Genomic DNA, 25255 nt, shown 5'->3' on the forward strand with positions numbered 1-25255 from the left:
GGATGAAGATACACGAAAAATACATAAAACGCTGTATAGATATTGCCAAAAATGGCTTAGGCTACACAAGGCCAAACCCCATGGTTGGCTGCGTTATTGTTCATGACAACATAATCATTGGAGAAGGTTTTACAAGTCCTTACGGAGGAAATCATGCAGAGGTTAACGCCATTGAATCCGTACAGAACAAAAAACTCCTTAAAGAAGCTACGCTTTATGTAACACTTGAACCTTGCAGTCATTATGGAAAAACTCCTCCTTGCAGCGATTTAATTGTTAAATCAAAGATCCCGAATGTAGTTATTGGCACTGTTGACACCCACAGTAAAGTTGCCGGAAAAGGCATTGAAAAGTTAAAAGCTTCCGGTTGCAAAGTGACCGTTGGAGTTTTGGAACACGCTTGCAAAGAACACCACAAGCGCTTCTTTACGTTCCACAACAAACAAAGACCTTATATCATCCTTAAATGGGCACAGACCATCGATGGTTTTTTGGCCCCGGAAATACAGGACAAGCAAGAACCCGTATGGATAACCAATAATTTTTCCAGGCAGATTGTCCATAAATGGAGAACTGAAGAACACGCTATTTTGGTAGGCACCAATACAGTCATCAAAGACAATCCCAAATTAACCGTTAGAGACTGGAAAGGTCAAAACCCCATAAGAATTGTCCTTGATAAGGAAGGTAAGCTAGCAAAGGATTTAGCTATATTCAACACAGAATCCCAAACCATTGTTATTTCCTCTTCAAAAAATGAAAATGCAATAAATTCAAAAACAACCAGTACCCAATTTATAGATTGGGAAAACAAAAAGCACATTGCCAAACAAATCTGCGAGCTTCTTCACAAACAAGATATTCAATCCATAATTATTGAAGGCGGCGCAAAAACACTTCAAAGCTTTATAGGAGCAGGGCTCTGGGACGAGGCAAGAATTTTCACTGGTAGCGTTAGGTTTGGAAAAGGCCTTAAAGCACCCCAATTTTACGGCAATTTGGTTTGGGAGCAACAGATTTTGGAAGATAGCTTAAAAATATACCGCAATGATTAAAACCCTTATATTCGACTTTGGAGACGTCTTTATTAACCTAGATAAAGAAGGTGCTCTAGAGGCTACCAAAACAATGTTAAACCTTCAGGAATTTCCCGAAGAAATGATTTCCATTAATTGCCTGTATGAGCAAGGCCTTATTTCTACAACTGAATTTATGGATTTCTACCTTGAAAACTTTGAAAACCTAACCGAGGACTCTATAAAAACTACCTGGAATTATATTTTAAAAGATTTCCCTAATCATAAATTGGAATTTTTAAAACAATTGGCAAAGGAAGGAAATTACAAGTTGATTTTGTTAAGCAACACCAACGAACTTCATATAGATTGGGTAAAAGAAAACATTCCTTTCTTTGAAGATTTTAAAAATCAATTCGACCGGTTTTATCTTTCTCATGAAATCCAATTGCGAAAACCCAATACAAACATCTATGAATTTGTATTGAGGGAAAATAATCTGAAGGCAGAAGAATGTCTTTTTGTAGACGACTTAAAAGAAAATACAGATTCGGCAAATTCATTAGGAATCCACGTGTGGAATATCAACCCAAAAACGGAGGATGTCTGCACACTTTTTTCTACGCATAAAAACCTGTTTTAATGTACCTTTTACTGAGCATTCTGTCCTCAACACTTATTGTTGTCATTTTTAAGCTCATAAAAAAGAGCAAAGCTGATACTTTGCAAGCAATCGTTACCAACTATTTTACGGCATGTTCAATAGGTTTGCTTACCTACAGCAATCCCATAGACGTCCCTGATGTTATAAATTCAAAATGGTTTTTAGGAGCTATAAGTTTAGGAACTTTGTTTATCAGCATATTCTACATTATGGCCATTACCACACAAAGAAATGGTATTTCTGTAGCTGCCGTCGCATCAAAAATGAGTGTCGTAATCCCCGTAATATTTGGCATATTTGCATACAATGAAAGTACCGATATTCAAAAAGTATCAGGTATCGTTTTGGCACTAGTAGCAGTTTATTTGGCTTCTGTAAAAAACAGGGAAAAACTCAATTTAACATCGAATTTAACCCTACCTTTTCTCCTGTTCTTAGGTTCAGGAATTATTGACACCTCCATAAAATATTTAGAAACCACCTATGTTGGCGAACAAGGCATTCCATTGTTTTCAGCAACTATATTTTTTAGCGCTGCCACGATTGGCTCCTTAATACTTATTTACAAAAGGATGAAAAGTGAACTATGCTTCAGTTTTAAAAGTGTTTTTTGGGGAATCCTATTGGGTACAGCCAATTTCGCCTCCATTTATTTCCTACTGAAAGCCCTAAACAATGAGTTTTATGAAAGTTCAACTCTTTTCACTTTGAACAATGTAGGTATTGTAATGCTATCTACGCTCACGGGACTGGCATTATTTAAAGAGCACCTTTCCTACAAAAATTGGACGGGCATAGCCCTAGCCATTGTTTCAATCCTATTAATAACCCTAGCATAATGAGCACAAAAGATACTTACAAAACTATCGCCAAAGCCTCCGAAGAAGTGTTGTTTAAGGAAAAGAACAGTAAATTTTTTGGTTACGCCTTCCCTATTACGACTGAAGATGAAGCAAAAACACATATTGAATCCCTAAAAAAACAACACCATTCCGCACGCCATTGGTGCTATGCCTACCAAATTGGCACCAAAGAACCAAACATTAGCTTTAGAGCGAATGACGACGGGGAACCAAGCAACAGTGCCGGCATGCCCATTTATGGCCAAATACAATCCTTCGAGGTCACCAACATTTTAATAGTCGTGGTTCGCTACTTTGGAGGAGTCAAACTAGGTGTAGGAGGCTTGATTACCGCCTACAAAACTGCTGCCCAAATGGCATTGGAAGCTTCCAGAATAATCACCAAAACCATCAACTTAGAATTCTTGATCCATTTCGATTATGTAAACATGAACAAAGTCATGCGAATCATCAAGGAAAAGGACCTAAAAATCGTTAATCAAAAGCTGGAAATGGATTGCGAAATCACCATTTCGGTTCGCTTAAAAAACGCCGAAGAAATTTTCAAAATTTTCGATTCTTTGTACGAAATCGACATCAAAAATTTGAACGATTAATTTTGCAGTTGGTCTAAAATATATTTAGGACATCGCGTCGGGCGATTGCGTTCCATATCGATAAATGCCAAGACCGTTTTTCCAGTTGTTAACAATTCATTTTTTGAATTAAAAATCTCATAATCAAATTCAATTGATGCCGAAGGAATTTTCGCTAAAGTTGTAACCACCCGAATCTCATCATCATAACACGCTGACTTTTTGAATTTTACATTCAACGACACCACCGGAAGCATGATGCCACTCTCCTCCATTTGCCTGTAACTCACTCCAAATTTTCGGAGCCATTCCGTTCTACCCATTTCAAAATACTGCGCGTAATTTCCGTGATAGACAACGCCCATTTGATCGGTCTCTCCATATCGAATTCTAAATTGTATTTCATCTGATTTTAAAGCGTTACCCATCCTTTTTTAATTTTTTTTTTGTACTTTCAAAGAAATTTAAACATGGTAAAAAAATTCTAAAAATTCAACCCTTAATCCGTTTTTTTTTTAAGAATTTTGTTCACATATTTGTCATGTAAAAATTTGATCCAAGAGAAACTCTATTTTCTCTTTTTTTTACTAAAACTAAACTAACTAAACGACAAATAATCTTAGAGAATGGATGTAACTGCGCAATCAGTTTGGAATAATTGCCTGTCTTTTATTAAGGATAACATACAACCCCAAGCTTATAAAACTTGGTTCGAACCCATACAAGCGGTAAAACTTTCAGACAAAGCGTTAAGCATTCAAGTTCCCAGTAAATTTTTCTACGAATGGCTTGAGGAGCACTACGTAAAAATCCTTAAAGTAGCCCTTACCAAAGAGCTTGGTGACAGTGCCAAATTGGTATATGTAATCAAGATGGAAAACACCTACGGTAACAAGCAACCATTTACTGAAAAAATACCAAGTTCAAACCGTACAGCGGTAAAATCTCAGGATGTTGATATCCCATTTAACAACAAGAATCCAGAGCTTAAAAATCCATTTGTAATTCCAGGGATTAGAAATATCAAAATTGAGTCTCAACTCAACCCTAATTACAATTTTGAAAACTTTTTGGAAGGCGACTCTAACCGTTTGGCAAGAAATGCAGGTTTAGCTGTTGCTAGTAAGCCGGGAGGAACATCTTTCAATCCGCTTTTGATTTTTGGAGGCGTTGGTTTAGGGAAAACCCATTTGGCACACGCCATTGGTATTGACATTAAAGACAAATATCCAGAGAAAACAGTTTTATATATTTCTGCTGAAAAATTTACACAGCAGTACATTGATTCCGTAAAAAAGAACAATCGAAACGATTTCATTCATTTCTACCAAATCATTGATGTGCTCATCATTGACGATGTTCAGTTTTTATCTGGAAAATCAGGAACACAGGACGTATTTTTCCATATTTTCAACCACTTGCACCAAAATGGCAAACAGGTAATCCTAACTAGTGACAAGGCTCCTGTAGACATGCAAGATATCGAGCAACGTTTGTTGTCCCGCTTTAAGTGGGGATTATCTGCTGAATTACAGACCCCTGACTTTGAAACCCGTGTATCAATTTTAAGAAATAAATTGTATCGCGATGGTGTTGAAATTCCTGAGGAAATCATAGAATACATCGCTAAACATATCAAAACCAATGTTAGGGAATTGGAAGGCGCCATTATTTCATTAATTGCACAGTCTTCCTTCAACAAAAAGGAAGTTACCATTAACCTAGCCAAAGATATTGTTGAGAAGTTTGTCAAAAACACCAAGCGCGAAGTTTCTATTGACTACATCCAAAAAGTCGTTTCAGATTATTTTCAAATGGACGTAAGCACCTTACAGTCTAAAACCAGAAAAAGACACATTGTACAAGCAAGACAATTGGCTATGTTCTTTGCAAAAAAGTATACCAAAGCCTCACTAGCCAGTATTGGTTCACAAATTGGAAAACGCGACCACGCAACGGTTTTGCATGCCTGTAAAACTGTAGATAATCTAACAGCTACCGACAAGCAATTCAGAAAGTACGTAGAAGATCTTTCCAAGAAATTATCCGTTTAAAAAATGGCCATGACTAGGATTTTGATGGTTTGTTTGGGCAACATTTGCCGGTCGCCTTTGGCACATGGTATTTTGGAATCCAAACTCCCTAATGATCTTTTCTATGTAGATTCTGCAGGAACCTCTAACTATCATATTGGTGAGCGTCCAGACAGAAGGTCTATAGCTGTGGCCAAAACATACGGCATTGATATTTCCCATCAAACAGGGAGACAATTTAGTCTAAATGATTTTGATGCTTTTGATATTATTTATGCCATGGATCAATCGAATTATGACAACATCGTTAGATTGGCACGCAGTAGTGAAGACATTGCCAAGGTTCGAAAAATATTGGATGTCGATTCTGGATTATTAAACAAAAATGTCCCCGATCCTTACTACGGTGACCGGAGTGATTTTGAGCATGTATTTTCTTTGTTGGATTCTGTTTGTCTTAAAATTGCTGAACAACTTACCTCCTAGTTAACCTCTCTATTTTATCTCATTTTCGTATTTTGTTGCCTATAAGCACTATAACACCACAAAATGAGAATCATTCTATCTACTTTAATTGGCTTATGTTTTCAAATTAGCCTTTCACAAGAATTCGACATTGAAGTTTTTGCCACCAGTTTAGACAATCCCGTTAACATTAAACACGCTGGGGACGATAGACTTTTTGTTGTTGAACAAGCAGGTACTATTCAAATTGTAAACGCCGATGGCACCTTAAATCCCAACCCTTTTTTAGACATTACCTCTATTGTTTATGATGGAGCTAGCGAACAAGGCCTTTTGGGCATAGCCTTTCACCCCAACTACGAGACCAATGGATATTTTTATGTAAATTATATCAATAACAGCCAAGATACCGTAATTTCTAGATTTGAAAGAAGCGATACAGATACCGCCGACCCAGATTCCGAATTAATTCTTTTAACCATCTCACAACCTTACAACAACCATAACGGAGGCGATTTGGCCTTTGACACAGATGGCTATTTATACATTGCTACAGGGGATGGAGGAAACTTTGGCGATCCTCAAAATAGAGCTCAGAACCTTAACACACTTTTAGGGAAAATACTGAGAATAGATGTTGACAATCCTGATGGAACAAACAACTACGGAATCCCAACAGGCAACCCCTTTGTATCTAATACAAATGCTTTGGATGAAATATGGTCCTATGGCTTAAGAAATCCCTGGAAATTTTCCTTCGACAAAGATACTGGAGATCTATGGATTGCCGATGTAGGCCAAAATTTATATGAAGAAATCAATATGGTAACCCCTGAAGAATCTGCCAATGGCCTAAACTACGGCTGGCGCTGCTACGAAGGCAATACAGCGTATAATTCTACTAATTGCCCAGATGACAGCAATTTCACCTTCCCTATTGGAGTTTATGCCCATAGCGGAAATGGCGGCCCTACCAAATGTTCCATTACAGGAGGGTACAGATACCGTGGGATAGAGAATTCAAGTTTAACGGGACTCTACTTTTTTGCAGACTTTTGTAGCAACGAAATTGGGTTTCTACAAGCTAATGGCTCTGATTGGACTCTGACCTTTTCATCTCCTTATCTCAACAATGAGTGGAGTTGTTTTGGAGAAGATGTTAATGGTGAATTGTATATAGCGGGCCTAACTTCTGGAACCATTTACAAAATCACAGAAAACAGTTTAAGTACTTCAGATCAACAAATCAATAACATTAAATTGTACACTAATCCAGAAAACCAAACGATAACCTTAGAATTAAACAGTAATAACTCCATAAATCAACTAAATCTTTATGACATCCAAGGCAAATTCTTGAAATCAATTACTAATTTTGAGAGCTCAAAAGTCACCATATCTTCCGAAGGTTTATCTTCTGGAGTCTATTTATTAGAATTGCAAAAACATGATGGCTCTCGGTTTATAAAAAAACTAATTATTGATTAACCATGGAACACAACACCGGTAAATTATATCTCATCCCAACCCTTTTGGGTGACAATCCCCCCTTGGAAGTTCTTCCAATTTCAATAAAAAAAGTAATAGAACTTGTAGATTCTTATATTGTAGAAAATGAAAAATCGGCCAGACATTTCATCAAACGTGTTAGCCCAAAAAAATCGCAACCAAAGTTACACTTGCAAGTACTAAACAAATATACTGAGAGCATTGAAATCATTAATTTTTTAGAGCCCTGCAAACAGGGCAAAAATATGGGCCTACTTTCTGAGGCTGGATGCCCAGGGGTTGCTGATCCTGGTGCCGAAATCGTTAAATTAGCCCATCAAAACAACATTCAGGTAGTGCCATTAGTAGGACCTTCTTCCATAATTTTAGCCATGATGAGCTCTGGAATGAATGGTCAAAGCTTTGCCTTTAATGGCTACCTACCCATTGACAAACAAGAACGAAAAAGTGCTTTGAAAAAATTTGAACGCCGTTCGCAAGAAGAAAATCAAAGTCAAATTTTCATTGAAACTCCTTATAGGAACAATAAGCTACTGGAAGACTTGTGCCAAGTGCTGCATCCTCAAACAAAAATTTGTGTGGCTTGCGACCTTACACTTCCCTCAGAATACATTAAAACTATGCCCGCTAAACATTGGAAAACAACAAAGATTGACTTCCATAAACGGCCGTCAATCTTTATCATTCACAAGGATTAGGGTGTACCCTAATTGTATAACCTATAAAATGGCTTTAGCTCTTTTGTTAGCTACGATATTTGAGGTGTCGTAGCCTGAAAATCGCTTCATGTAATATTTTACAGAAGTTCCGTAAGCATCCTTAAAATTATGCACACCGGAGCTCCTAAGGAATTTTTTTACGCTTCCTGGTCCTGCAAGATGAGCCGCAGCCAAAATACCAGACTCTGTAACATTAATACCGTTCACTGTGGTTCCCACAAAGCGCTGAATGTCTTTACGTAAAATCCATTTATTGCGTTCGGCATTGGCCAGAAAAGCCTTCTCTTGCAATTCTGGGTTGTACAAAAACTGATTGGGATTGTAAATTCCTATCAATTTTAATGTTTCTGCACCAAATTGGTACTTTCCTAGGTAGCCAAGAGTGTTCACTGTAAAATAATTTCCTCTGGATTCTTTAAAAGCAATTGCTTCCTTGAATCCTATATAAGTTTTTCCTATATTTGGGAAATACACTTCCTCTGTAAAAGGAGTTATGGGGTCTTCAGTCTCATTGGCCAAAAATGCCAAGTCTTCTGAAACTGTAAAATCGAGTTCTAACCCTTCGGTTGAATAGTCGCCCATATCAACCACTTCTTGGTTAGAAGAAAGCGCCAAATAAATTAGCGCGAAAATTGTAAGAGGGATTACAAAAAAATTAGTTTTCTTTTTTATCATAATAGCTAATTTAAAAAGCCCTTATCTCCCTAAAAATCGGGCTTTAAATTTCAGCGTGCAAAGATATAACAATTTTTTAAACCCTGAAAATTAATCGGTTAAGTACGTTAAAAATAGATTCCGTGGAGCTTTATGTAATTTTCATCGGTGAACTCCACTGTAGGAAAAGGTATCTTAATAAGGTTAAAAACGTCAAAAATTGTTCTTAAAAAGTGTGAGTTTGTGTTAATTTTAGTTAAATCTACATCAAGGCTAAAAAAGTATTGCCGGTATCTGTTTTTTTCAACTATTTCTCCTGTATTTTCATTTTCGCTGCCATATAGCATTCCTTCCGCCCCATACCCAAATGCTACATTCAACCACTTAGGAATTTTAGTCTCCTTAAAAAAAGAATGTAAATTAATGCTCAGCCAATAAGTTTGTCCATTATAATCTTTCAGCACTTCCTCCAAAATTCCTTTACCAAGTGTTCCCGGACGCAAAGAGGCATACCGTGTTTGATGAAAGGAGTACTTTAAGGTCATTCGCTGTTCTTTCCAAAGCAGTTCTTGACCAATATACAGTCCTGTTCCTGTTGCATTGGCCATTACATCTCCCAAAGAAAATCCCCACTCTTCTGAAAATCCATCAAAAACCTCAACTGCTGTCAAAAAGGCAAAACCTAAAGTTCCTCCATACAACAATTGATCTTTGTTACTCACACCACTCCACTGCAACACATTTGCTCCCAACCTCCCCATTTGGTAAGACGTATAAACATGCCCCAGCTTATCCATTTGCAACCATTCTTGGTTGTCATTTAAGGTATGGAATTTTGATCGAGGATAATCGGCGTACCAAAGTTGATCCAAACCAACCAACGCCATGGTTGCCAGTGAAGCCTCGGAAATAACCACTGCATTTCTCCTTTTTATATTGAGAGTGTCACTTGGCTTAAGAAACTGATTTACCCCTGTTTGGGAATAGCTAGCCGTAACCGCAAAACAAAACAATATTATTTTAGTGAGACATCGGTTCACTCCTATCGTCTTATTCCTTGGGACGACAAATAGCTTTGGTATTCCCTAGCATTAATATTATGCTGCCTCAACGTTTTTGCAAATTTATGGAACCCCAAGCGCTTGGCGTCGGCCGCAAAATACAGGTAATTGTGTTTTTCGTAATTCAACACGGCATCAATAGCCGAAATATCTGGCATTGTAATAAGCCCTGGAGGGAGTCCAGCATATTTATAGGTGTTATACGGCGATTCAATTTCTTTATGAACATTTAAAACACGCTTTATCACGGTTCCTTGATATTCTGGCAATTGGTAAGCGGCATATTTTAAAGTGGGATCTGCCTGCAAAGGCATACCAATTTTAATCCTATTCATGTACACACCTGCAATTCTAGGTTGCTCACTGGCTTGTTTGGATTCTTCATGAACAATGGAAGCTAAGGTCATTACCTCTTCCTGGCTTAAACCTATCTTTTTGGCTTTGGCCTTTCGATCATCGTTCCAAAAACGATGGTACTCCCTGGCCATACGCTCACAAAATTGTTCTGCAGGAGTATTCCAAAAGAACTCATAACTGTTGGGAATATACATCCCCAAAGCGCTTTTTTCTGAAAATCCAGTCTTCTGTAAAAACGCTTTAGAAGTCATTTCACGTAATAAAGACAAACTATCAGCTTCAATTTGCACTGCAACTCTTCCCGCTAATTTGGCTAAAGATTCTTGATTGTTAAAAGACAACCTTATAGGAATATTATTACTTCTAATGGAATTGATAATATCGTTGTTGCTCATTCCTTTTTTAATAATATACTTCCCTGCCTTGATATTGGTTGTGTATTGCTTTCTATTGGCAAGAGCATCAAATTTGTCTATATCCAACAACAAAGGTTCCAATTGTTCTCTAACTTCTTGGTACGTGGCTCCGGAAGGAATATACACATAAGCCTGCTCATTATTGAAGCTTGTATTTGGCTTAAACATAGCCCCATAAATATAATATGCAATAAAAGCAGCAATGGCCAAACCTAAAAGGGCAATGGCCAACAGTATTTTTTTAAAGTACATTTAACTTGATATACGTTGAAATAAATATTCGTTTTTATAGGAACCGTCTACTAAGTTCCAATCTTTCTTAAGTCCCACCTTTCGGAAGCCATTGCTCTCAAACAATTTAATACTGGCCTCATTTTCTTCTGAAATATTGCAATACAATTGATGCAGGTTCAAGTATTTATCGCAATACCCTATTAGCAGCTTAAGAGCTTCATTTCCATATCCAATGCCGCGATGAACGACATCTTTAATCAAAATTCCGATACCGGCTCTTTTGTTCTTGAAATCAAAATCAAAAAGATCAATCAAGCCAATTATGGTATCACTATTGTTACAAATTGCCAATCGCAATTGTTTAACTTCAAAAATGTCTCGGTGGGCATTTTCCAAATACAGTTTGATGGCATATTTTGAATATGGAGTAATGGTGTTGCTAATTTCCCAAACCAACTCATCATTTTCAATGGCATGGACAAATTCTAGATCTTCCGGCTCCAATGCCCTTAAATAGATATGTTCCCCCTTGAGCGTTAGCATTCAACTTCTCCTTTAAACACAAATGTTGCGGGACCGATAAGCCAAACATTTTTGTAATGGCCGTTTACTACTTCAAAAGATACTTGCAATTGTCCTCCTTGAACTTGTAAAGCAATTGTTTCTTTATCAGTTTCGCCTGTGTTGTGCATAGCAATAGCTACAGCAGTAACACCTGTTCCGCAAGATAAGGTTTCATCTTCCACTCCTCTTTCATAAGTTCTCACAGCGAAAAAGCCGTCTTCAATTTTATTCACAAAATTGATGTTGCTTCCTGCTTTTCCATACAAATCACTATAACGGATTTTAGCGCCTTCAGTTTTAACATCCATGTCGTCCAAATTACCTTTGAATTCTACATGGTGAGGTGATCCCGTATTTAAAAACACATGCGAATCATGTTTCTCAACCAAATCTACATCCTGCATCTGTAGGTGCACAATATTATTGTCTACCGTGGCATGGTGCAATCCATCCACCGCCTCAAACGTAGCCTTGTCTTCAATAACTCCCAAATGTTTTGCAAATGCCACCAGGCATCTACCTCCATTACCGCACATAGAGCTTTCGTTTCCATCGGCATTGTAATACACCATTTTAAAGTCATATTCTGGGTGGTTTTCCAACAAAATCAAACCATCGGCTCCAATGCCAAAACGTCTGTCGCACAAAAAAGCTACTTGTTTGGTATCATTTTTGTCGAAAATTTGTTGACGATTATCAATCATCACAAAATCGTTCCCTGTTCCTTGATATTTATAAAAAGTAAGTTTCATATTGGGGACAAATATAGGAATAATCGACGGTAAATCCCGTTGTTAAATAGGCGTTAAAACCAACGTTAAAAAGCGTTAAATAGAAATTAGCCATTCAATAAAAAAGTAATTTTAAACGTTAAATTATTCAATATAGTAACCTTAAAATCCTAATAAACTATGAAAAAAATACTGTCTTTAGTTTTAGTTTCCGTATTAGGTGGAGTCATTACACTGTCTGCCTATAAATTGTATTTCGATCAAAACACTACCATCCAATCTACTACCCCGGTTGGCGAATCCACATATTTCCCGACCGTCCACAACGTTTCCAATATTGCCAATACTGTGAATGCCCCCAACTTTGTATCGGCAGCAGAAAAGACGGTCCATTCTGTGGTACACGTAAAGAATACGGCTATCATAACAGGACAAAACAGTTTTGAAGATTTCTTCTTTGGAAGACAATCGCAAAGAGCCCAAATTGGTACAGGAAGTGGCGTAATTATTTCTCCAGACGGCTACATAATAACCAATAACCATGTAATCAATGGAGCCAGAGAGATATCCATAACATTAAATGACAATAAAATTTACGATGCCCAACTTATTGGCTCTGATGAAAAAACCGATATTGCTCTATTGAAAATTGATGCAGATGAAGAATTGCCATACATTTCCTTTGGGGATTCTGACGAAGCAAAAATTGGCGAGTGGGTATTAGCGGTGGGAAATCCATTTAACTTAACCTCCACTGTAACAGCCGGGATCATAAGTGCCAAAGCTAGAGATTTATCTGGCAGAAATATGCAATCTTTCATACAAACAGATGCAGCCGTAAACCCAGGCAACTCTGGAGGGGCCTTGGTAAATGCCAATGGCGACCTTATTGGAATCAATACTGCTATTTCGTCCCAAACCGGGTCTTATATTGGATATTCGTTTGCCGTACCTAGTAATATAGCTAGGAAAGTGGTCGAAGATATTATGGAGTTTGGAGATGTACAAACCGGTATTCTTGGGGTAACGGGAATGTCATTGAATAGTGAATCGGCCGAACATTTTGGCGTGGATACCTCTGAAGGTTTCTACGTGAATGGCATCGAAGAAGATACTGGAGCCGATATGGCAGGCATAAAAGAAGGTGATGTAATCAAAAAATTGGATGATATCAAAATATCAAAGTTTGCCGACCTTAAGGGTTACTTAACAACCAAACGTCCAAATGACGTGGTAAATGTAACTTTGCTTAGAGATGGCGATACCAAAGTACTCCCAGTAACTTTAATGAAAAATTCTAATTTAACACTTCCTATCGTTGGACAGGTAAAAAATGCTAAAGCTTCCGACCTAAAAAAATACGGTACCAATAACGGCATTAAAATTTCTGCATTAGATAATACCTATGCCAGATATTGGAAAAAGAATGGCATTGAAGAAGGCAGTATTATAACGGCCATAAACGATGTTAAAGTGAGAAACATTGATGAAGCTAAAAAAATTATTACCGAAAATTCAAGTGGCGACCCTTTAAAGTTTGAAATAATCAACAAAAACGGTCAAAAGGAAAATTTTTACTGGAGGTAAGTTAAATTTCTTAAAAAGATAGCAATCCCCATATATGGCTTTAGGCTATGTATGGGGATTTTTATTTGTTAAAAAGCGTTACGAAAACGTTTGAAATAATGTACTTTTGCCAAAAATTTAATTTCAACAACACACTAAACATTAAAAAAATGAGTCTTAACGGTACTTATGAAAAGGAATTAGCTTTTCAGGCAGATAGACGTCGCGCCACTGTAGAGTTTATTAAAATTGTCAGTGACCTTTGGTATGACAAGTCTATAGAGCTTGTTTTGTTCAGAAACCAACTTATCGACAAAAACGTAAGTGAAATTTTGAACTTGCACGAATACGCTGGAGAGTTTGTTCAAAAGCCAATTTCCATTTTTGATTCGGTAGAAATTGCCCAAGCGATTAAAACCTTGGACCTACCTCCGGCTAAATTGGACATTGGAAAGCTAACCTATGAATTTCATTTAGAAGACCAAAAATATAGCAATGCTACCGATTTTGTTGCCAATAAATTAAAGGACGCTTACAGTAACGACTCCATTAAGCCGAAAGATGTTGTACTATATGGTTTTGGAAGAATTGGACGTTTGGTTGCAAGAGAGTTAATGTCTAAAACTGGAAAAGGAAGCCAATTGCGTCTAAGAGCCATTGTAACCCGTGGCGCTATTGACGAGACTGTTTTGGAAAAAAGAGCCTCTCTTTTGCGTAATGATTCTGTTCATGGAGATTTCTCAGGAACCGTCTCTACAGACATTAAAAATAATGCTTTAATCATTAACGGTACTACCGTAAATATTATCTCCGCCAATGCCCCTGAAGAGATTGATTATACTGCTTATGGTATTAAAAACGCCTTGATTATTGACAATACAGGAGCGTTTAGAGATAAAGATGCCCTTAGTAGACATTTAAAATCAAAAGGAGCTGATAAGGTATTGTTAACAGCTCCTGGCAAAGGAATCCCGAACATTGTACATGGTGTAAACCACTTGGACAACGACCCTGATAAAACAAAGATTTTTTCTGCCGCTTCTTGTACAACCAATGCTATTACGCCCGTATTAAAGGCCGTTGAAGATACTTATGGAGTGGTAAGCGGGCACTTGGAAACTATCCATGCCTATACCAATGATCAAAACTTGGTAGACAACTTCCACAAAAAGTACCGTCGTGGGCGCGCTGCAGGTTTAAACATGGTAATTACCGAAACCGGAGCAGGAAGTGCTGTTGCTAAAGCATTACCAGCTTTGGAAGGCAAATTGACTTCTAACGCCATCCGTGTACCTGTGCCTAATGGTTCTTTGGCTATTTTAAATTTAAATTTAGAAAAAGAAACCTCTGTAGAAAGCATGAACACCATCATGAAAAAATATGCTTTGGAAGGAGACTTGGTAGAACAGATTAAATATGAAATGAGCGATGAGTTGGTATCCAGCGATATTGTTGGAAGCTCGGCACCTTCTATATATGACAGTAAAGCTACTATTGTAAGACCTGACGGCAAAAACGCAGTGCTTTATATTTGGTATGATAACGAATATGGTTACAGCCATCAAGTTATCAGATTGGCCAAGTACATTGCCAAAGTTAGGCGCTACACATACTATTAGTAGATAAATTCAACTAAAAACTAAAAGAGCGGATTCAAATTGAATCCGCTCTTTTCATTTTTATATAACTCTTTTCCTATTTATTCAAGATCAACTAAATTGAATTTTCCTTCTTCCTTTTATCTGCCAGCAAACGAAATAATCTAGGAACCACAAATACAATGCCTGCAGTATATATTGAAGTCAGTAGTTCGGTATTCAGATAGAAATATAAAATCAAAAAAAGTGCTAGGGCACTAAATAAATAGGAAAGTGTTATTTTTTGCTCTGTCATAATCGTATTCTTTCTGTTGGCAATAGTACAAATTATTATTTTAAAAGCAATTTTCTTAAAATAGAAAGCAACCTTTTAACATTTTTAGCATCTTAGGAATATATTTTCAACTTAACACCAAACCATTCCTATGATTCAAAAAAAACTACTGGCTTTCCTTGCTTTGGCTATTATTCTGCAAGGTTGCTGGCCCATCAATGATGGTGAAGACGATGTAATTATCGAACCCTTTCCCGAATCCTACTACACCCCCGTTACCATGCCAAGAGAAGCTTTTGAAGTCTCTACGACTTTTGAAGCTCCAAAATCCATTATCAATTCGGGCAAAATTTATGTTAAGGACAACTTCCTATTCATTAACGAAAAAAATGAAGGCTTTCATGTTTTCAACAATTCCAATCCGGAGAACCCAATAAACATTGGTTTCATTAAAGTTTTGGGATCTTCAGACCTAGCTGTTAAAGGAGACATTTTGTATGTTAACAATGCAACTGATCTTGTTGCCATTCAACCCAACTTTGAAACGCAGACGGTATCCATTACCAAACGCATCACCAACACATTTCCTCAACTTTTCTCACCTGACGGCTTTCAATATTACAATTTAGGAGAGGACGAAATTATTATTAATTGGGTTTTAAACGATGAATAGCATGAAAACATATATCTCTATTGTAGTGGCTTTATTGTTGCTAACAGCTTGTAGTAACGACAGCAATGTTTCCTCTCAAGATTCGGGATACACCGAGTCAGGACAAGGAGGCTCCCTTGCCAGATTTGTAGTAAAAGGGGATTACCTATATACTGTAGATCTTTACGGCTTGCATGTTTTTAATATTACCAATATTTCTAACCCTGTTGAAGTCAATTCGGTGCCAATTGGATTTAATATTGAAACCCTGTTTGCTTATAAGGAATATCTATATGTGGGTTCTAGAAATGGCATGTACATTTATAGTGTGCAAAATCCTGAACTTCCCGAATACCTTTCCGATGTGCAACATTTTACGGCATGCGATCCGGTAGTTGCCAATGACACCCATGCCTTTGTAACCCTTCATGCTGATATTGGTTGCGGGAACACAATCAATGTTTTGGAAGTTTACGATGTATCGGATATAGTCAACCCCGTGTTAATTTCTTCAAGAAATTTAACCCAGCCCATCGGTTTGGGGCTTTACGGAAATTATTTGTTTGTATGCGATGATGAAGTAAAGATCTTTGATGTTTCTGATCCTGAGAACTCTACTTTGGTGAATTCTATTAATAAAAATGCTTTTGATGTCATTATTCATCAAGACCTTCTCATTTTAATTGGTGAAAATGGTTTATATCAATACAGCCTAAATTACAACGATATTCAAGACATAACGGAATTAAGCTCCCTAAACATCTAAAACTTCATTTGCTTCGTATATACCAATAGCTCCACCTAAACTGGGGCTATTGGCATAAAATAAAGCCTTACATCAATAGAAATTATTATATTGCCCCCCGATTAACTATAAGTAATTTAATCTAGCTGAAATGAATATTTTAAAAACTGTATTATTTTCCTCAATTTTTCTATTAAGTTTTTCTACTACACAAGCCCAAGAATCTAACAACGACGAAGACCAACTCTCACTAAACTCTGGTACGATTGACAACCAGTTTGACTACGTCATTCAAAAATCAAACAACTATCAAGATTATAAGGTTATAAAAAGAGCATGGCTTTACACGTTAAAGTCACACACTTTAGACTCTTTAAAAGCTGTTCATAAGGAGTTGGCAAATACACAGGTTGTTGTAGACTCTCAAGCAGTAGAAATAGCTAGTTTAAAAAGTAACCTAACCAATACACAAGAAACGTTGGATGCCACCAATCTGGAAAAAGACAGTATGTCGCTTTTTGGAATCCAAATGAGTAAAGGAAATTACAGTACACTGTTGTGGAGCATTATTGGAGGGCTATTTGCTTTCTTATTGTTCTTCATCTACAAATTCAACAATAGCAATGCGGTAACCAAACAGGCAAAACAATCTTTAGCAGAAACTGAAGAGGAGTTTGAAGAACACCGCCGAAATGCATTGGAGCGTGAGCAAAAAGTAAGACGCCAATTGCAGGACGAAATCAATAAACAAAAAAACGCTTAACCCCTGCGAAACACATTACACAAGGCCTTTGTATTTTATTACAGAGGCCTTTCTTTTTTCTGTAATTTGTATTATGCTAAAAAACTGCAAAGCCTGATGACCAAATGCCTACTTTTTCACATCTTTGCAGTTCATAATTTTGATCATGCGCATAGACATCATTACCGTATTACCAGAACTGCTCAAAAGCCCTTTTGAAGCTTCCATACTAAAACGTGCTATTGAAGCCAATTTGGTTGAAGTCCATTTTCATAATCTACGGGACTACACTACCGATAATTACAAAACCGTTGATGATTACCAATTTGGAGGAGGTGCTGGCATGGTAATGCTTATAGAGCCTATTGACAAGTGTATTTCAAAACTTCAGGCAGAACGTGACTACGATGAGATTATCTACATGACGCCAGACGGTGAATGTTTAAAACAAGGTATTGCCAATCAATTGTCACTTAAGGAGAACATCATCATTTTATGCGGGCATTACAAAGGCGTGGACCAACGCGTACGCGATAAGTTTATAACTAAGGAAATTTCTATTGGGGACTATGTACTCTCTGGAGGTGAATTGGGAGCAGCGGTACTTTGCGATGCCGTGATAAGATTGATCCCTGGCGTACTTGGAAACGAGACCTCTGCCCTAACGGATTCCTTTCAAGATAATTTGTTGGCACCACCTATTTACACAAGACCAAGGAGTTACCAAGGCATGGATGTTCCAGAAATATTGTTCAGTGGTAATTTCCCCGAAATCGAAAAATGGCGAGAAGAGCAAGCGTATCTTAGAACCAAGGAACGTCGCCCTGATTTGCTAGATGACTAGCTTTTATATAAAAAAACGTTTCTTTTCGTTGTAAATAATTAATTATTCACTATTTTTGCAGCCAATTTCAGATTAACCTCTGGCGATATCCGTGAATGTTGGTTTGAACATAACCATTTAAATTAAAAAGAAATGAATTCTTTAGTAAAATTTGTACAAGACGAATTTGTAACAAAAAAAGATTTCCCTGAGTTTGGAGCTGGTGATACCATCACTGTTTACTACGAAATTAAAGAGGGGGCTAAAACACGTACACAGTTCTTTAAAGGTGTTGTATTGCAACGTAAAGGTTCTGGAAGCTCTGAAACTTTCACCATCAGAAAAATGTCTGGAACAATTGGTGTAGAGCGTATTTTCCCAATTAACTTGCCTGCGCTTCAAAAAATTGAAGTTAACAAAAGAGGTAAAGTTAGACGTGCAAGAATCTTCTACTTTAGAGGTCTTACAGGTAAGAAAGCTAGAATTAAAGAGGTTAGAAAATAATTTTCCAATCTACTTACAATACAAAGCCTTGAAATTTCAAGGCTTTTTTTATGAACCAATGTGAACAAATAAGGTTCATAACAAGTGAACAATTAACACCGTAAAACCTTTGAAATCAGCTATTTTTATCGTATATTTACTTAACGTTATAATAACAATGCGATGTTGGTTTCAAATGAGTTATAATTTGAATTTATATTAAACGTTTAAAGACAACGTTCTTTAAAAATTGTTTTTTGAGGTTTGTTTAAAACCATGATACTTTATCAAGTACTGAATGTGCAAACAGTCAACAACTAATAGAGTTGAAAGTTTCCAAAGGAAATAAAAGCGAAAGTAATTATTAAGGTAGGAAACAATGTATAATACTATTTTATAATATTATACATCAAGAAAAACAATTATTTGAAACATCTATTAACACGGCAATACATTTTGAAAGTTAATTAATGTTTCATTGAAACAGTGAAACTTGAATTGAAAAGGACGATGGGAGCGTGAGTTCTAGTCGGCTGATTTGACAGTATGTTAATTAGGTCACGAAGTAACTGTTTCAGAAAGCCATGTCAAGGTAGTTTATCTACAATGATATGGCTTTTGTTTTTTGTTTATCTATAATCCAGTCGTGTTAAATAATTATACAATATTTCATCCCTTCTTACCGTAAGCAACAATCTGTAGTCTTGAAAATCCCTTGGCATTTCTATTTCGACCTTTGGTGTGTTTCCTACATAGTTTACCGTTAAAAATTCACCTTTGGAATTTGTTTTTACCAAAGCCCATTCAAAACTCTGCTCTCCACCATCATCATCGGGTATATGCCAACCAGAGCCATTGATATATTCCATTGCCGTATAGGTGAAATCATATCCCGGAGTTAAATTTTTGTACGGTTTTAAAACCTTAACTACAGGAGCAGTTTCCTCCTCCGTATTTAAATTTGAGTAACTCAAATAATCAAAATACTCTTTTTTAAAACGTCCTTTTCTATCTATTAAACCATCAAACGTAACCCTATTCACTTCAAATCTATCCTGCCATTCGGAAAGGCACATTGTTATATTATTAGGCTCTAATTTAATAAGGTCATCAACCTCTATATCCGATATCAAAAAATCTAAGGCATTACTTCTTAAATAATTTGACATTGGAGAATAGTAGTCCTTATTTACAACATGTAAGCCAATCACTAAATCACTGATCATCTCCCTATTGATGCTTTTAAGAGTTTTCATTCCTTCACGGTTTACCGTAACAGTCAAAGAAACCGGCCTAGATGGATCCTGAATATTTATTTCAGAAATTAAAGCATCCAACCACCTTAAATACGCTTTATTTTGAAAAAATTGCTCCTCTATACCATATACTTCATTTTGATATTTTATTATATCATTTTCTATAGCCCAAGAAACAATATGCTTTTGACTTTTTTGATCTTGAATTTTTTTTAAAATATGATCCTTCAAAAGTTTAGGTGCGATAGTATCCTTTAAAAAATCAACATGCTCTGGAATAAAAAAACTATATACGACCTTAAGGTCAAACTCATTCGAGATATTCAATAAATTATAATCATATGTTTCATTTTCCATAAATTTGATTGTATTTATACCCAACCTCTTCATTTCTGTAAAGTCCTCCTCTAGCCTTTGCCTAGTTAAAACGTGATAGTCTGTTTTCCAGTTTTGCCCCTTTTTGATATTAACTCCCTGAAAACGCTTCAACAAGAAACTCTTGTTACCTTCTCTTTCCTTTAAAATACCTCTTTCCAATTTGACACCTCCAACAATTGGAGAGATAGTACCTTGATTGTTTTTAGGTTTAAATTGCCTATAGGAAATCTTCTTTCCATTGATACTCCAATCAAAAGCCTCTTCCGATTCATAACCGTCGGGATGATTATTATCAACATAAGAATTAAAAAAGACAACGGCCTTTATTTCATCAAACTCCCCTCTTAGACAGCGGAATGCAGAATTCACCCATTTTTCCTTGTTGTTGTCATTTCCCAAAGAACCAAACTCACTTATCATTACAGGTTTATTACAAACTTCTTTAATTCCAATATGAAACGGGTCATAAATACTTTTGAAACTTTGCCCTTGCTTTGAGCCAAAACCGGTATCGTAATTCAGCGCATTCACTCCCACCCAATCCACATAATGATCTCCGGGGTAAAATGCTTTTATGTTTTCTGCTTTCCAAGGATTCCACACCCAAATAACGTTATCAGCATAAACCTCTATAAATTTGAAATACACATGACGCCATGCCTTCTTAAATTCTTCGGAGCTCCCTTCTCCTTTATCGTACCATGCATAAAATGGATTATCAAACTCATGAGCAAACCTGAGAAAAACAGGTCTTTTAAGCTCTCTTAGTCGTACTGCAAACTCAGATATATACGTGTCAAACTTTCCTTGATTAATGAGTTGAAAAACATTCTTTTCCTGAAGAGAATCATTTTCAAATGTATGTAACCATGGCTCCCAAGTAATCATTGGGATTGAATTTTTGGCATAAATAGAATCTAAATAAGACTTTGAGATGTCATTCTTCTCTATATTCCAAGCCACATAAAAAGATACAATGTCCAAAGAAGTTCCCAATTCCTCAGAAAAACTGAAAGCTTCCTTTAAAGAGGTCATTCCATTATCCTCATTGGGAACAAAAGCGCCTAACATTTTATACGGCTCCTTCTTCAAAAGCACCTGTGTTGCATATCCCCTTAGTTTAATGCGCTCACTTTGATATAGCAACACACCACTGGCCAATACAGCCAATACCGTAACGGGGACTGCCATCCTTTGCCATATATTAAATGTAAACACATTTAATTTCGAAAAAAAGCCTTGTTCAGTTGGCTTCCTCTTCGTCGTTCCTCCATAAGCAAAGGCCAAGGTATAAAACATATCAAATGCATTATAAAGAGCATAAACAGACATGAAAATGGAAAATGGTGTAAAATCTCTTCTAAGACCATAAACTACTGCTATTAAAGACAAGGATCCAAAGATTAAATTTGGCAATACGAGCTTGAAATTTGTTTTGGAAGAATTGGATTTAGGCGTAGCTATATAGGGAACTTTTCTTCGAATTATGGTATAAACTGTCCCCAAAATATAAACCCACCAAGCAGAATGCATCAACAAACCTGCCGTAAAATGCACTCCTCTTTCCTCCCGTTTGACAAGCCATTTTTGAACGTAAATTCTAATTCCAACCAAACAGCATAAAACAGGAAATGTTATAAATCCAAAATTATAAATATTACCTTTCCATGGTGAGGTACTATAAAAAAGCGCCAAAATTGGAATTAGCATACAAAACAGGTAAATAAACCCCGTTAAATAATGAAAAGGCAAAATGCCAAAGTGTAATTTTTGCCTCCAAGTAAACTTAGAAAACAATTTAGGGTATACACTAACCAACAATTCAAAAGTTCCCCTTGCCCATTTTAATTGTTGCTTGTAATAGGCACCAAGACTGCTAGGCACCAACCCTTTGGTTAACATTTTAGGCAAGTAAACCGACTTCCAACCTTTGGCATAAAGCTGCATACTGGTATGCATATCTTCGGAAAGCCCCGAAGCATGACCTCCTATAGAATCCAAGGCTTTTCGCCTAAATGCACAATTGGCTCCAATAGCATTGACAGTTCCATAAGTATTCATTGTCATCATCAGTGGACCATAAAAAAGATAAGTTTGCTCCGCTGCTCCTTTGGCCACCAAAGAATCTTCTTGATTGTAATAACCTTGTACAGTTTGTACAAAGCCTATTTTATCATTTTCAAAATAAGGCAGTATTTCTGAAATAAAATTTGGTTCTGGAATATGATCAGGATCTAGGATAACACAAATATCTCCAGAAGCTTGTTTAAGAGCGTTGTTAATGTTTCCTGCTTTGGCGTCTATTCGATTATCTCTAGTAATATGGACAACATCGTGAACTTTACAAAATTCCTTTAAATAATCATTATCTTCTTCATCACACAAGTATGCCGTATGTGCCCCCTCCATCCTTTTAATGGCCAATAAAGTTTTTTCAACCATTTGAATAGGCTCTCCTGGACAATAAGTAGTAAAAACATCTACTTTAAAAGCCTTGGTTAGTTCAGGCTTTTTCGGGACAGATAAATCCCAATAGTGATACCAAATATAAACTAACCTAAATACATCGAACAGTATAACACAGGTCAGCAACACAAAAAGAAATTTGTTTTCAACCAAATCTGGCTGAAAAAACCAGTACAAAAAGTTTAGTATACTAAGACAGCCTAAAACAATAAGAATTCTTAAATTCTTCTTTTCTCTTTGGGTTGGTTCTTGAAGTTGTTCTTTAATCATTCTTTTACAATAAAAAAGGGAATGTTGGCAGTTGCAAAATTTTGATTGTCATCATATACATAAGCCATTAATCTATAAGCTCCTTCTTCCTTTGGAGCTTGAAATTGAATCCTTTCCTTTCTATGAATAGCGATTGTATCCCCATTTAGCATATTGAGTTTCCTTTTAGATGAAGCTCCAAAACCTAACCCCTCTTTTAGAACCTCCCATTTAAATATATAATTGGAATCAGGTCTTTCCAATTTTAAAACAGCTTCCAAAGTATCCTTTGTACTATAGACTTGTAAATCTGAATCTAATTTTTGATTCAATAAAATTTGAGAAACTTCAGGAGCATCTTCTTCAAACTGTTCACCACTCCATACCTCTTTTAAAGCATAATACACATTGGACTTGCGTCCCTCTTCATCAATGATATTAAACCAGGTTGGTGTGCCTTCATTCTTTTGTCCCCAATAAAAGGCAATGCTTCCCAAACTTTCTTCATCCGATTCAATGTAAGTCTCATACTTTCTTTTATATATCTCCGATTTTTCAGCACTGGTTGGCTCTAATAATCTGCTCCATTGGGTATTTCTATGTTCCCAAGGCCCATGACCAGCCCATTCTGTGATATAATAGGGCATCACGTTTATTACCAAAGACAATTGTTTTTGGTTTCTTTTTATATTTTTTAATCCTCCAAAAATATTGTACCCTACTAAATCTAATTGAGGAGAATTTAAATGAATTGATAGAGTTTGCCCTCTTGATCCTCCCGCAACCGTGGTGCTTACAGGATGGTTAGGATCATCTTCATGAATTTGGTCGATCATATCATTAAATGTATCTATAAATTCATTGTCTCTCAAAGTTACAGGGTAGACAAGTTCATTTCCTAAATTCCACATTAATAAAGCAGGGTGGCCTTTATGTTGGTCGACAAACTTCTTCACTCCTGCTTTCATTGTCTTCACAAACTGTGCATCCTTATAAAGATTATTGCCTTTTCCATATTGAGGTAACCAGATATCCAAAATTACAGCAATGTTATACTTCTGTGCTTCATCCAGTATTTCGGCAGTGTTTGTAGTATCATATAATCGTAAGGTATTGGCTCCAGCTTCCGAAAGTTCCTTAAAAAATGGTTTGCCTCCAGCTCCTTTGATATAAAATGGCTCGCCGTTTCTAATAATTTCATAGCCTTTTTCAGTCTCAATAATCCTTACGGTTGCCTCCTCAGCCATAACATGTCTAGATGGTCTATTTATATATAGAAAAGTAGACAACAACATGATTACTAACAAAATAGAAATTGAGAGACGCTTCATACAAATACCACCACTAAACACTGATAATCAACAATATAAAATACCACAAAAATAAAATTTCAAATGTATAAAAACTTAAAGAGTGCGTAAGAATATATCTGTCGAATGGTCAATTAAAACAGATTAATGGATAATCCTCAAACTTTACTTACTTTCGCTACAAAAGAACTTCAAAGTGTATGAGCGTGGTTGACCAGGTATTCAAAAACAAAGATTTCGGGAACACTCCACTTCCAAAGGGCGAATATGACAGCTGTACTTTTGAAAATTGCAATTTTGCTGAAGGCGATATTTCAAATATTTCATTTTTAGAATGTGAATTTATCAACTGTAATTTGAGCAATGTCAATATGGCCCACACCTCTCTAAAAGAAGTTTTCTTTAAAGACTGTAAACTCACCGGTGCCCAATTTCATAAATGTGATCCCTTTTTGCTAAATTTCACCCCCAGCAACTGCCAACTGAACTTTGCATCCTTTTACAATTTGAATTTAAAGGGCATACAATTTACCGATTGTAACCTCCAGAATTGCGATTTCACTCAAGCCGACCTTTCAAAAGCGGTGTTCCATAATTGTGATCTAAAAAACAGTCAGTTTGACCAAACCAATTTAAAAGGCTCCGATTTTAGAACCTCATTCAATTACAATTTCAATCCCGAACACAATCAGCTAAAAGGGGCCAAATTCTCAAAAGATCAGGTGTTGGGATTACTTTCTCATTTAGGGATTAAAATAGATTAAAATTAGTACGAAAAATAGTTAAGCATATTTGAATTTTCCTTAAAAATTCCCTTTCATTTCTTTAGCAAAACCTATGATATTTTCAAAT

24 protein-coding genes are annotated in these 25255 nt (G+C 36.4%); 16 read left to right on the forward strand and 8 right to left on the reverse strand.

Features of this window, described 5'->3' with window-relative positions; all coding sequences use genetic code 11:
• Nucleotides 1-2 precede the first annotated feature (2 nt).
• Genes ribD through RBH95_RS10755 form a run of 4 tightly spaced genes read left to right on the forward strand, consistent with a single transcriptional unit; the run spans nt 3 to nt 3139 of the window.
• Nucleotides 3-1055 (forward strand): bifunctional diaminohydroxyphosphoribosylaminopyrimidine deaminase/5-amino-6-(5-phosphoribosylamino)uracil reductase RibD, encoded by a 1053-nt coding sequence (gene ribD / locus RBH95_RS10740; protein ID WP_307899597.1) that lies wholly within the window; start codon nt 3-5, stop codon nt 1053-1055.
• On the forward strand, nt 1048-1659 hold the full coding sequence (locus RBH95_RS10745) for an HAD family phosphatase (protein WP_307899598.1): 612 nt from the start codon (nt 1048-1050) through the stop codon (nt 1657-1659). The genes ribD and RBH95_RS10745 overlap by 8 nt, the downstream gene beginning before the upstream one ends.
• On the forward strand, nt 1659-2519 hold the full coding sequence (locus RBH95_RS10750; protein ID WP_307899599.1) for an EamA family transporter: 861 nt from the start codon (nt 1659-1661) through the stop codon (nt 2517-2519). The genes RBH95_RS10745 and RBH95_RS10750 overlap by 1 nt, the downstream gene beginning before the upstream one ends.
• Nucleotides 2519-3139: a YigZ family protein gene (locus tag RBH95_RS10755; protein WP_307899600.1), complete on the forward strand. Its 621-nt coding sequence runs from the start codon at nt 2519-2521 to the stop codon at nt 3137-3139. Before RBH95_RS10750 ends, RBH95_RS10755 begins: the two co-directional genes overlap by 1 nt.
• On the opposite strand, the gene RBH95_RS10760 is transcribed toward RBH95_RS10755, so the two are convergent.
• Nucleotides 3136-3546 carry a thioesterase family protein gene (locus tag RBH95_RS10760; RefSeq protein WP_307899601.1) on the reverse strand — a complete coding sequence of 137 codons (411 nt, stop codon included), beginning with the start codon at nt 3544-3546 and terminating at the stop codon, nt 3136-3138. The two genes, RBH95_RS10755 and RBH95_RS10760, sit on opposite strands and share 4 nt — an antisense overlap.
• A gap of 198 nt (nt 3547-3744) precedes the next feature.
• Between RBH95_RS10760 and dnaA the strand changes: the two genes are divergently transcribed.
• From dnaA to RBH95_RS10780, 4 genes are all read left to right on the forward strand, one after another.
• Nucleotides 3745-5172, forward strand: coding sequence for a chromosomal replication initiator protein DnaA (dnaA, locus tag RBH95_RS10765; RefSeq protein WP_053992583.1), 1428 nt, complete (start codon nt 3745-3747; stop codon nt 5170-5172).
• A 3-nt stretch (nt 5173-5175) separates the two neighbouring features.
• Nucleotides 5176-5637, forward strand: coding sequence for a low molecular weight protein-tyrosine-phosphatase (locus RBH95_RS10770; RefSeq protein WP_307899602.1), 462 nt, complete (start codon nt 5176-5178; stop codon nt 5635-5637).
• A gap of 63 nt (nt 5638-5700) precedes the next feature.
• A complete protein-coding gene (locus RBH95_RS10775; protein WP_307899603.1) occupies nt 5701-7104 on the forward strand; it encodes a PQQ-dependent sugar dehydrogenase in 1404 nt (467 codons plus the stop codon).
• Nucleotides 7105-7106: 2 nt separating this feature from the next.
• The gene (locus tag RBH95_RS10780; RefSeq protein WP_307899604.1) at nt 7107-7823 is read left to right on the forward strand and encodes an SAM-dependent methyltransferase; all 717 of its coding nucleotides are present in this window, start codon (nt 7107-7109) and stop codon (nt 7821-7823) included.
• A 21-nt stretch (nt 7824-7844) separates the two neighbouring features.
• On the opposite strand, the gene RBH95_RS10785 is transcribed toward RBH95_RS10780, so the two are convergent.
• The 5 genes from RBH95_RS10785 to dapF all read right to left on the reverse strand — a co-directional run bounded on the left by RBH95_RS10785 (nt 7845) and on the right by dapF (nt 11882).
• Nucleotides 7845-8519, reverse strand: a complete 675-nt coding sequence (locus RBH95_RS10785; RefSeq protein ID WP_307899605.1) for a peptidoglycan-binding protein LysM — start codon at nt 8517-8519, stop codon at nt 7845-7847.
• A gap of 107 nt (nt 8520-8626) precedes the next feature.
• Nucleotides 8627-9415 carry a DUF2279 domain-containing protein gene (locus tag RBH95_RS10790; RefSeq protein WP_307899606.1) on the reverse strand — a complete coding sequence of 263 codons (789 nt, stop codon included), beginning with the start codon at nt 9413-9415 and terminating at the stop codon, nt 8627-8629.
• A gap of 125 nt (nt 9416-9540) precedes the next feature.
• The gene (mltG, locus tag RBH95_RS10795; RefSeq protein WP_307899607.1) at nt 9541-10584 is read right to left on the reverse strand and encodes an endolytic transglycosylase MltG; all 1044 of its coding nucleotides are present in this window, start codon (nt 10582-10584) and stop codon (nt 9541-9543) included.
• Nucleotides 10585-11109 carry a GNAT family N-acetyltransferase gene (locus RBH95_RS10800; RefSeq protein WP_307899608.1) on the reverse strand — a complete coding sequence of 175 codons (525 nt, stop codon included), beginning with the start codon at nt 11107-11109 and terminating at the stop codon, nt 10585-10587.
• The gene (dapF, locus tag RBH95_RS10805) at nt 11103-11882 is read right to left on the reverse strand and encodes a diaminopimelate epimerase (protein ID WP_307899609.1); all 780 of its coding nucleotides are present in this window, start codon (nt 11880-11882) and stop codon (nt 11103-11105) included. Before dapF ends, RBH95_RS10800 begins: the two co-directional genes overlap by 7 nt.
• Nucleotides 11883-12041: 159 nt before the next feature.
• Here dapF and RBH95_RS10810 point away from each other — a divergent pair, with 159 nt between their 5' ends.
• The 7 genes from RBH95_RS10810 to rplS all read left to right on the forward strand — a co-directional run bounded on the left by RBH95_RS10810 (nt 12042) and on the right by rplS (nt 18765).
• A complete protein-coding gene (locus tag RBH95_RS10810; RefSeq protein ID WP_307899610.1) occupies nt 12042-13448 on the forward strand; it encodes a trypsin-like peptidase domain-containing protein in 1407 nt (468 codons plus the stop codon).
• Nucleotides 13449-13597: 149 nt separating this feature from the next.
• Entirely contained in the window at nt 13598-15046 is a 1449-nt protein-coding gene (locus RBH95_RS10815; RefSeq protein WP_307899611.1) for a glyceraldehyde-3-phosphate dehydrogenase, read from the forward strand.
• Between the two features lie 404 nt (nt 15047-15450).
• Nucleotides 15451-15972, forward strand: coding sequence for a hypothetical protein (locus RBH95_RS10820; protein ID WP_307899612.1), 522 nt, complete (start codon nt 15451-15453; stop codon nt 15970-15972).
• A 1-nt stretch (nt 15973) separates the two neighbouring features.
• Entirely contained in the window at nt 15974-16717 is a 744-nt protein-coding gene (locus tag RBH95_RS10825; protein ID WP_307899613.1) for an LVIVD repeat-containing protein, read from the forward strand.
• A gap of 130 nt (nt 16718-16847) precedes the next feature.
• On the forward strand, nt 16848-17459 hold the full coding sequence (locus RBH95_RS10830) for a tRNA (guanine-N1)-methyltransferase (RefSeq protein WP_307899614.1): 612 nt from the start codon (nt 16848-16850) through the stop codon (nt 17457-17459).
• A 145-nt stretch (nt 17460-17604) separates the two neighbouring features.
• Entirely contained in the window at nt 17605-18282 is a 678-nt protein-coding gene (trmD, locus tag RBH95_RS10835; RefSeq protein WP_307899615.1) for a tRNA (guanosine(37)-N1)-methyltransferase TrmD, read from the forward strand.
• Nucleotides 18283-18414: 132 nt separating this feature from the next.
• Nucleotides 18415-18765, forward strand: coding sequence for a 50S ribosomal protein L19 (gene rplS / locus RBH95_RS10840; protein WP_053992570.1), 351 nt, complete (start codon nt 18415-18417; stop codon nt 18763-18765).
• Nucleotides 18766-19373: 608 nt separating this feature from the next.
• On the opposite strand, the gene RBH95_RS10845 is transcribed toward rplS, so the two are convergent.
• Nucleotides 19374-23114, reverse strand: coding sequence for a glycosyltransferase (locus tag RBH95_RS10845; protein ID WP_307899616.1), 3741 nt, complete (start codon nt 23112-23114; stop codon nt 19374-19376).
• Nucleotides 23111-24424 carry a glycoside hydrolase family 2 TIM barrel-domain containing protein gene (locus RBH95_RS10850; RefSeq protein WP_307899617.1) on the reverse strand — a complete coding sequence of 438 codons (1314 nt, stop codon included), beginning with the start codon at nt 24422-24424 and terminating at the stop codon, nt 23111-23113. Before RBH95_RS10850 ends, RBH95_RS10845 begins: the two co-directional genes overlap by 4 nt.
• Nucleotides 24425-24603: 179 nt before the next feature.
• Here RBH95_RS10850 and RBH95_RS10855 point away from each other — a divergent pair, with 179 nt between their 5' ends.
• Nucleotides 24604-25167, forward strand: a complete 564-nt coding sequence (locus RBH95_RS10855; protein WP_307899618.1) for a pentapeptide repeat-containing protein — start codon at nt 24604-24606, stop codon at nt 25165-25167.
• Nucleotides 25168-25255 lie beyond the last annotated feature (88 nt).

The organism is Mangrovimonas sp. YM274, assembly GCF_030908385.1.
Classification (GTDB): Bacteria; Bacteroidota; Bacteroidia; order Flavobacteriales; family Flavobacteriaceae; genus Mangrovimonas_A.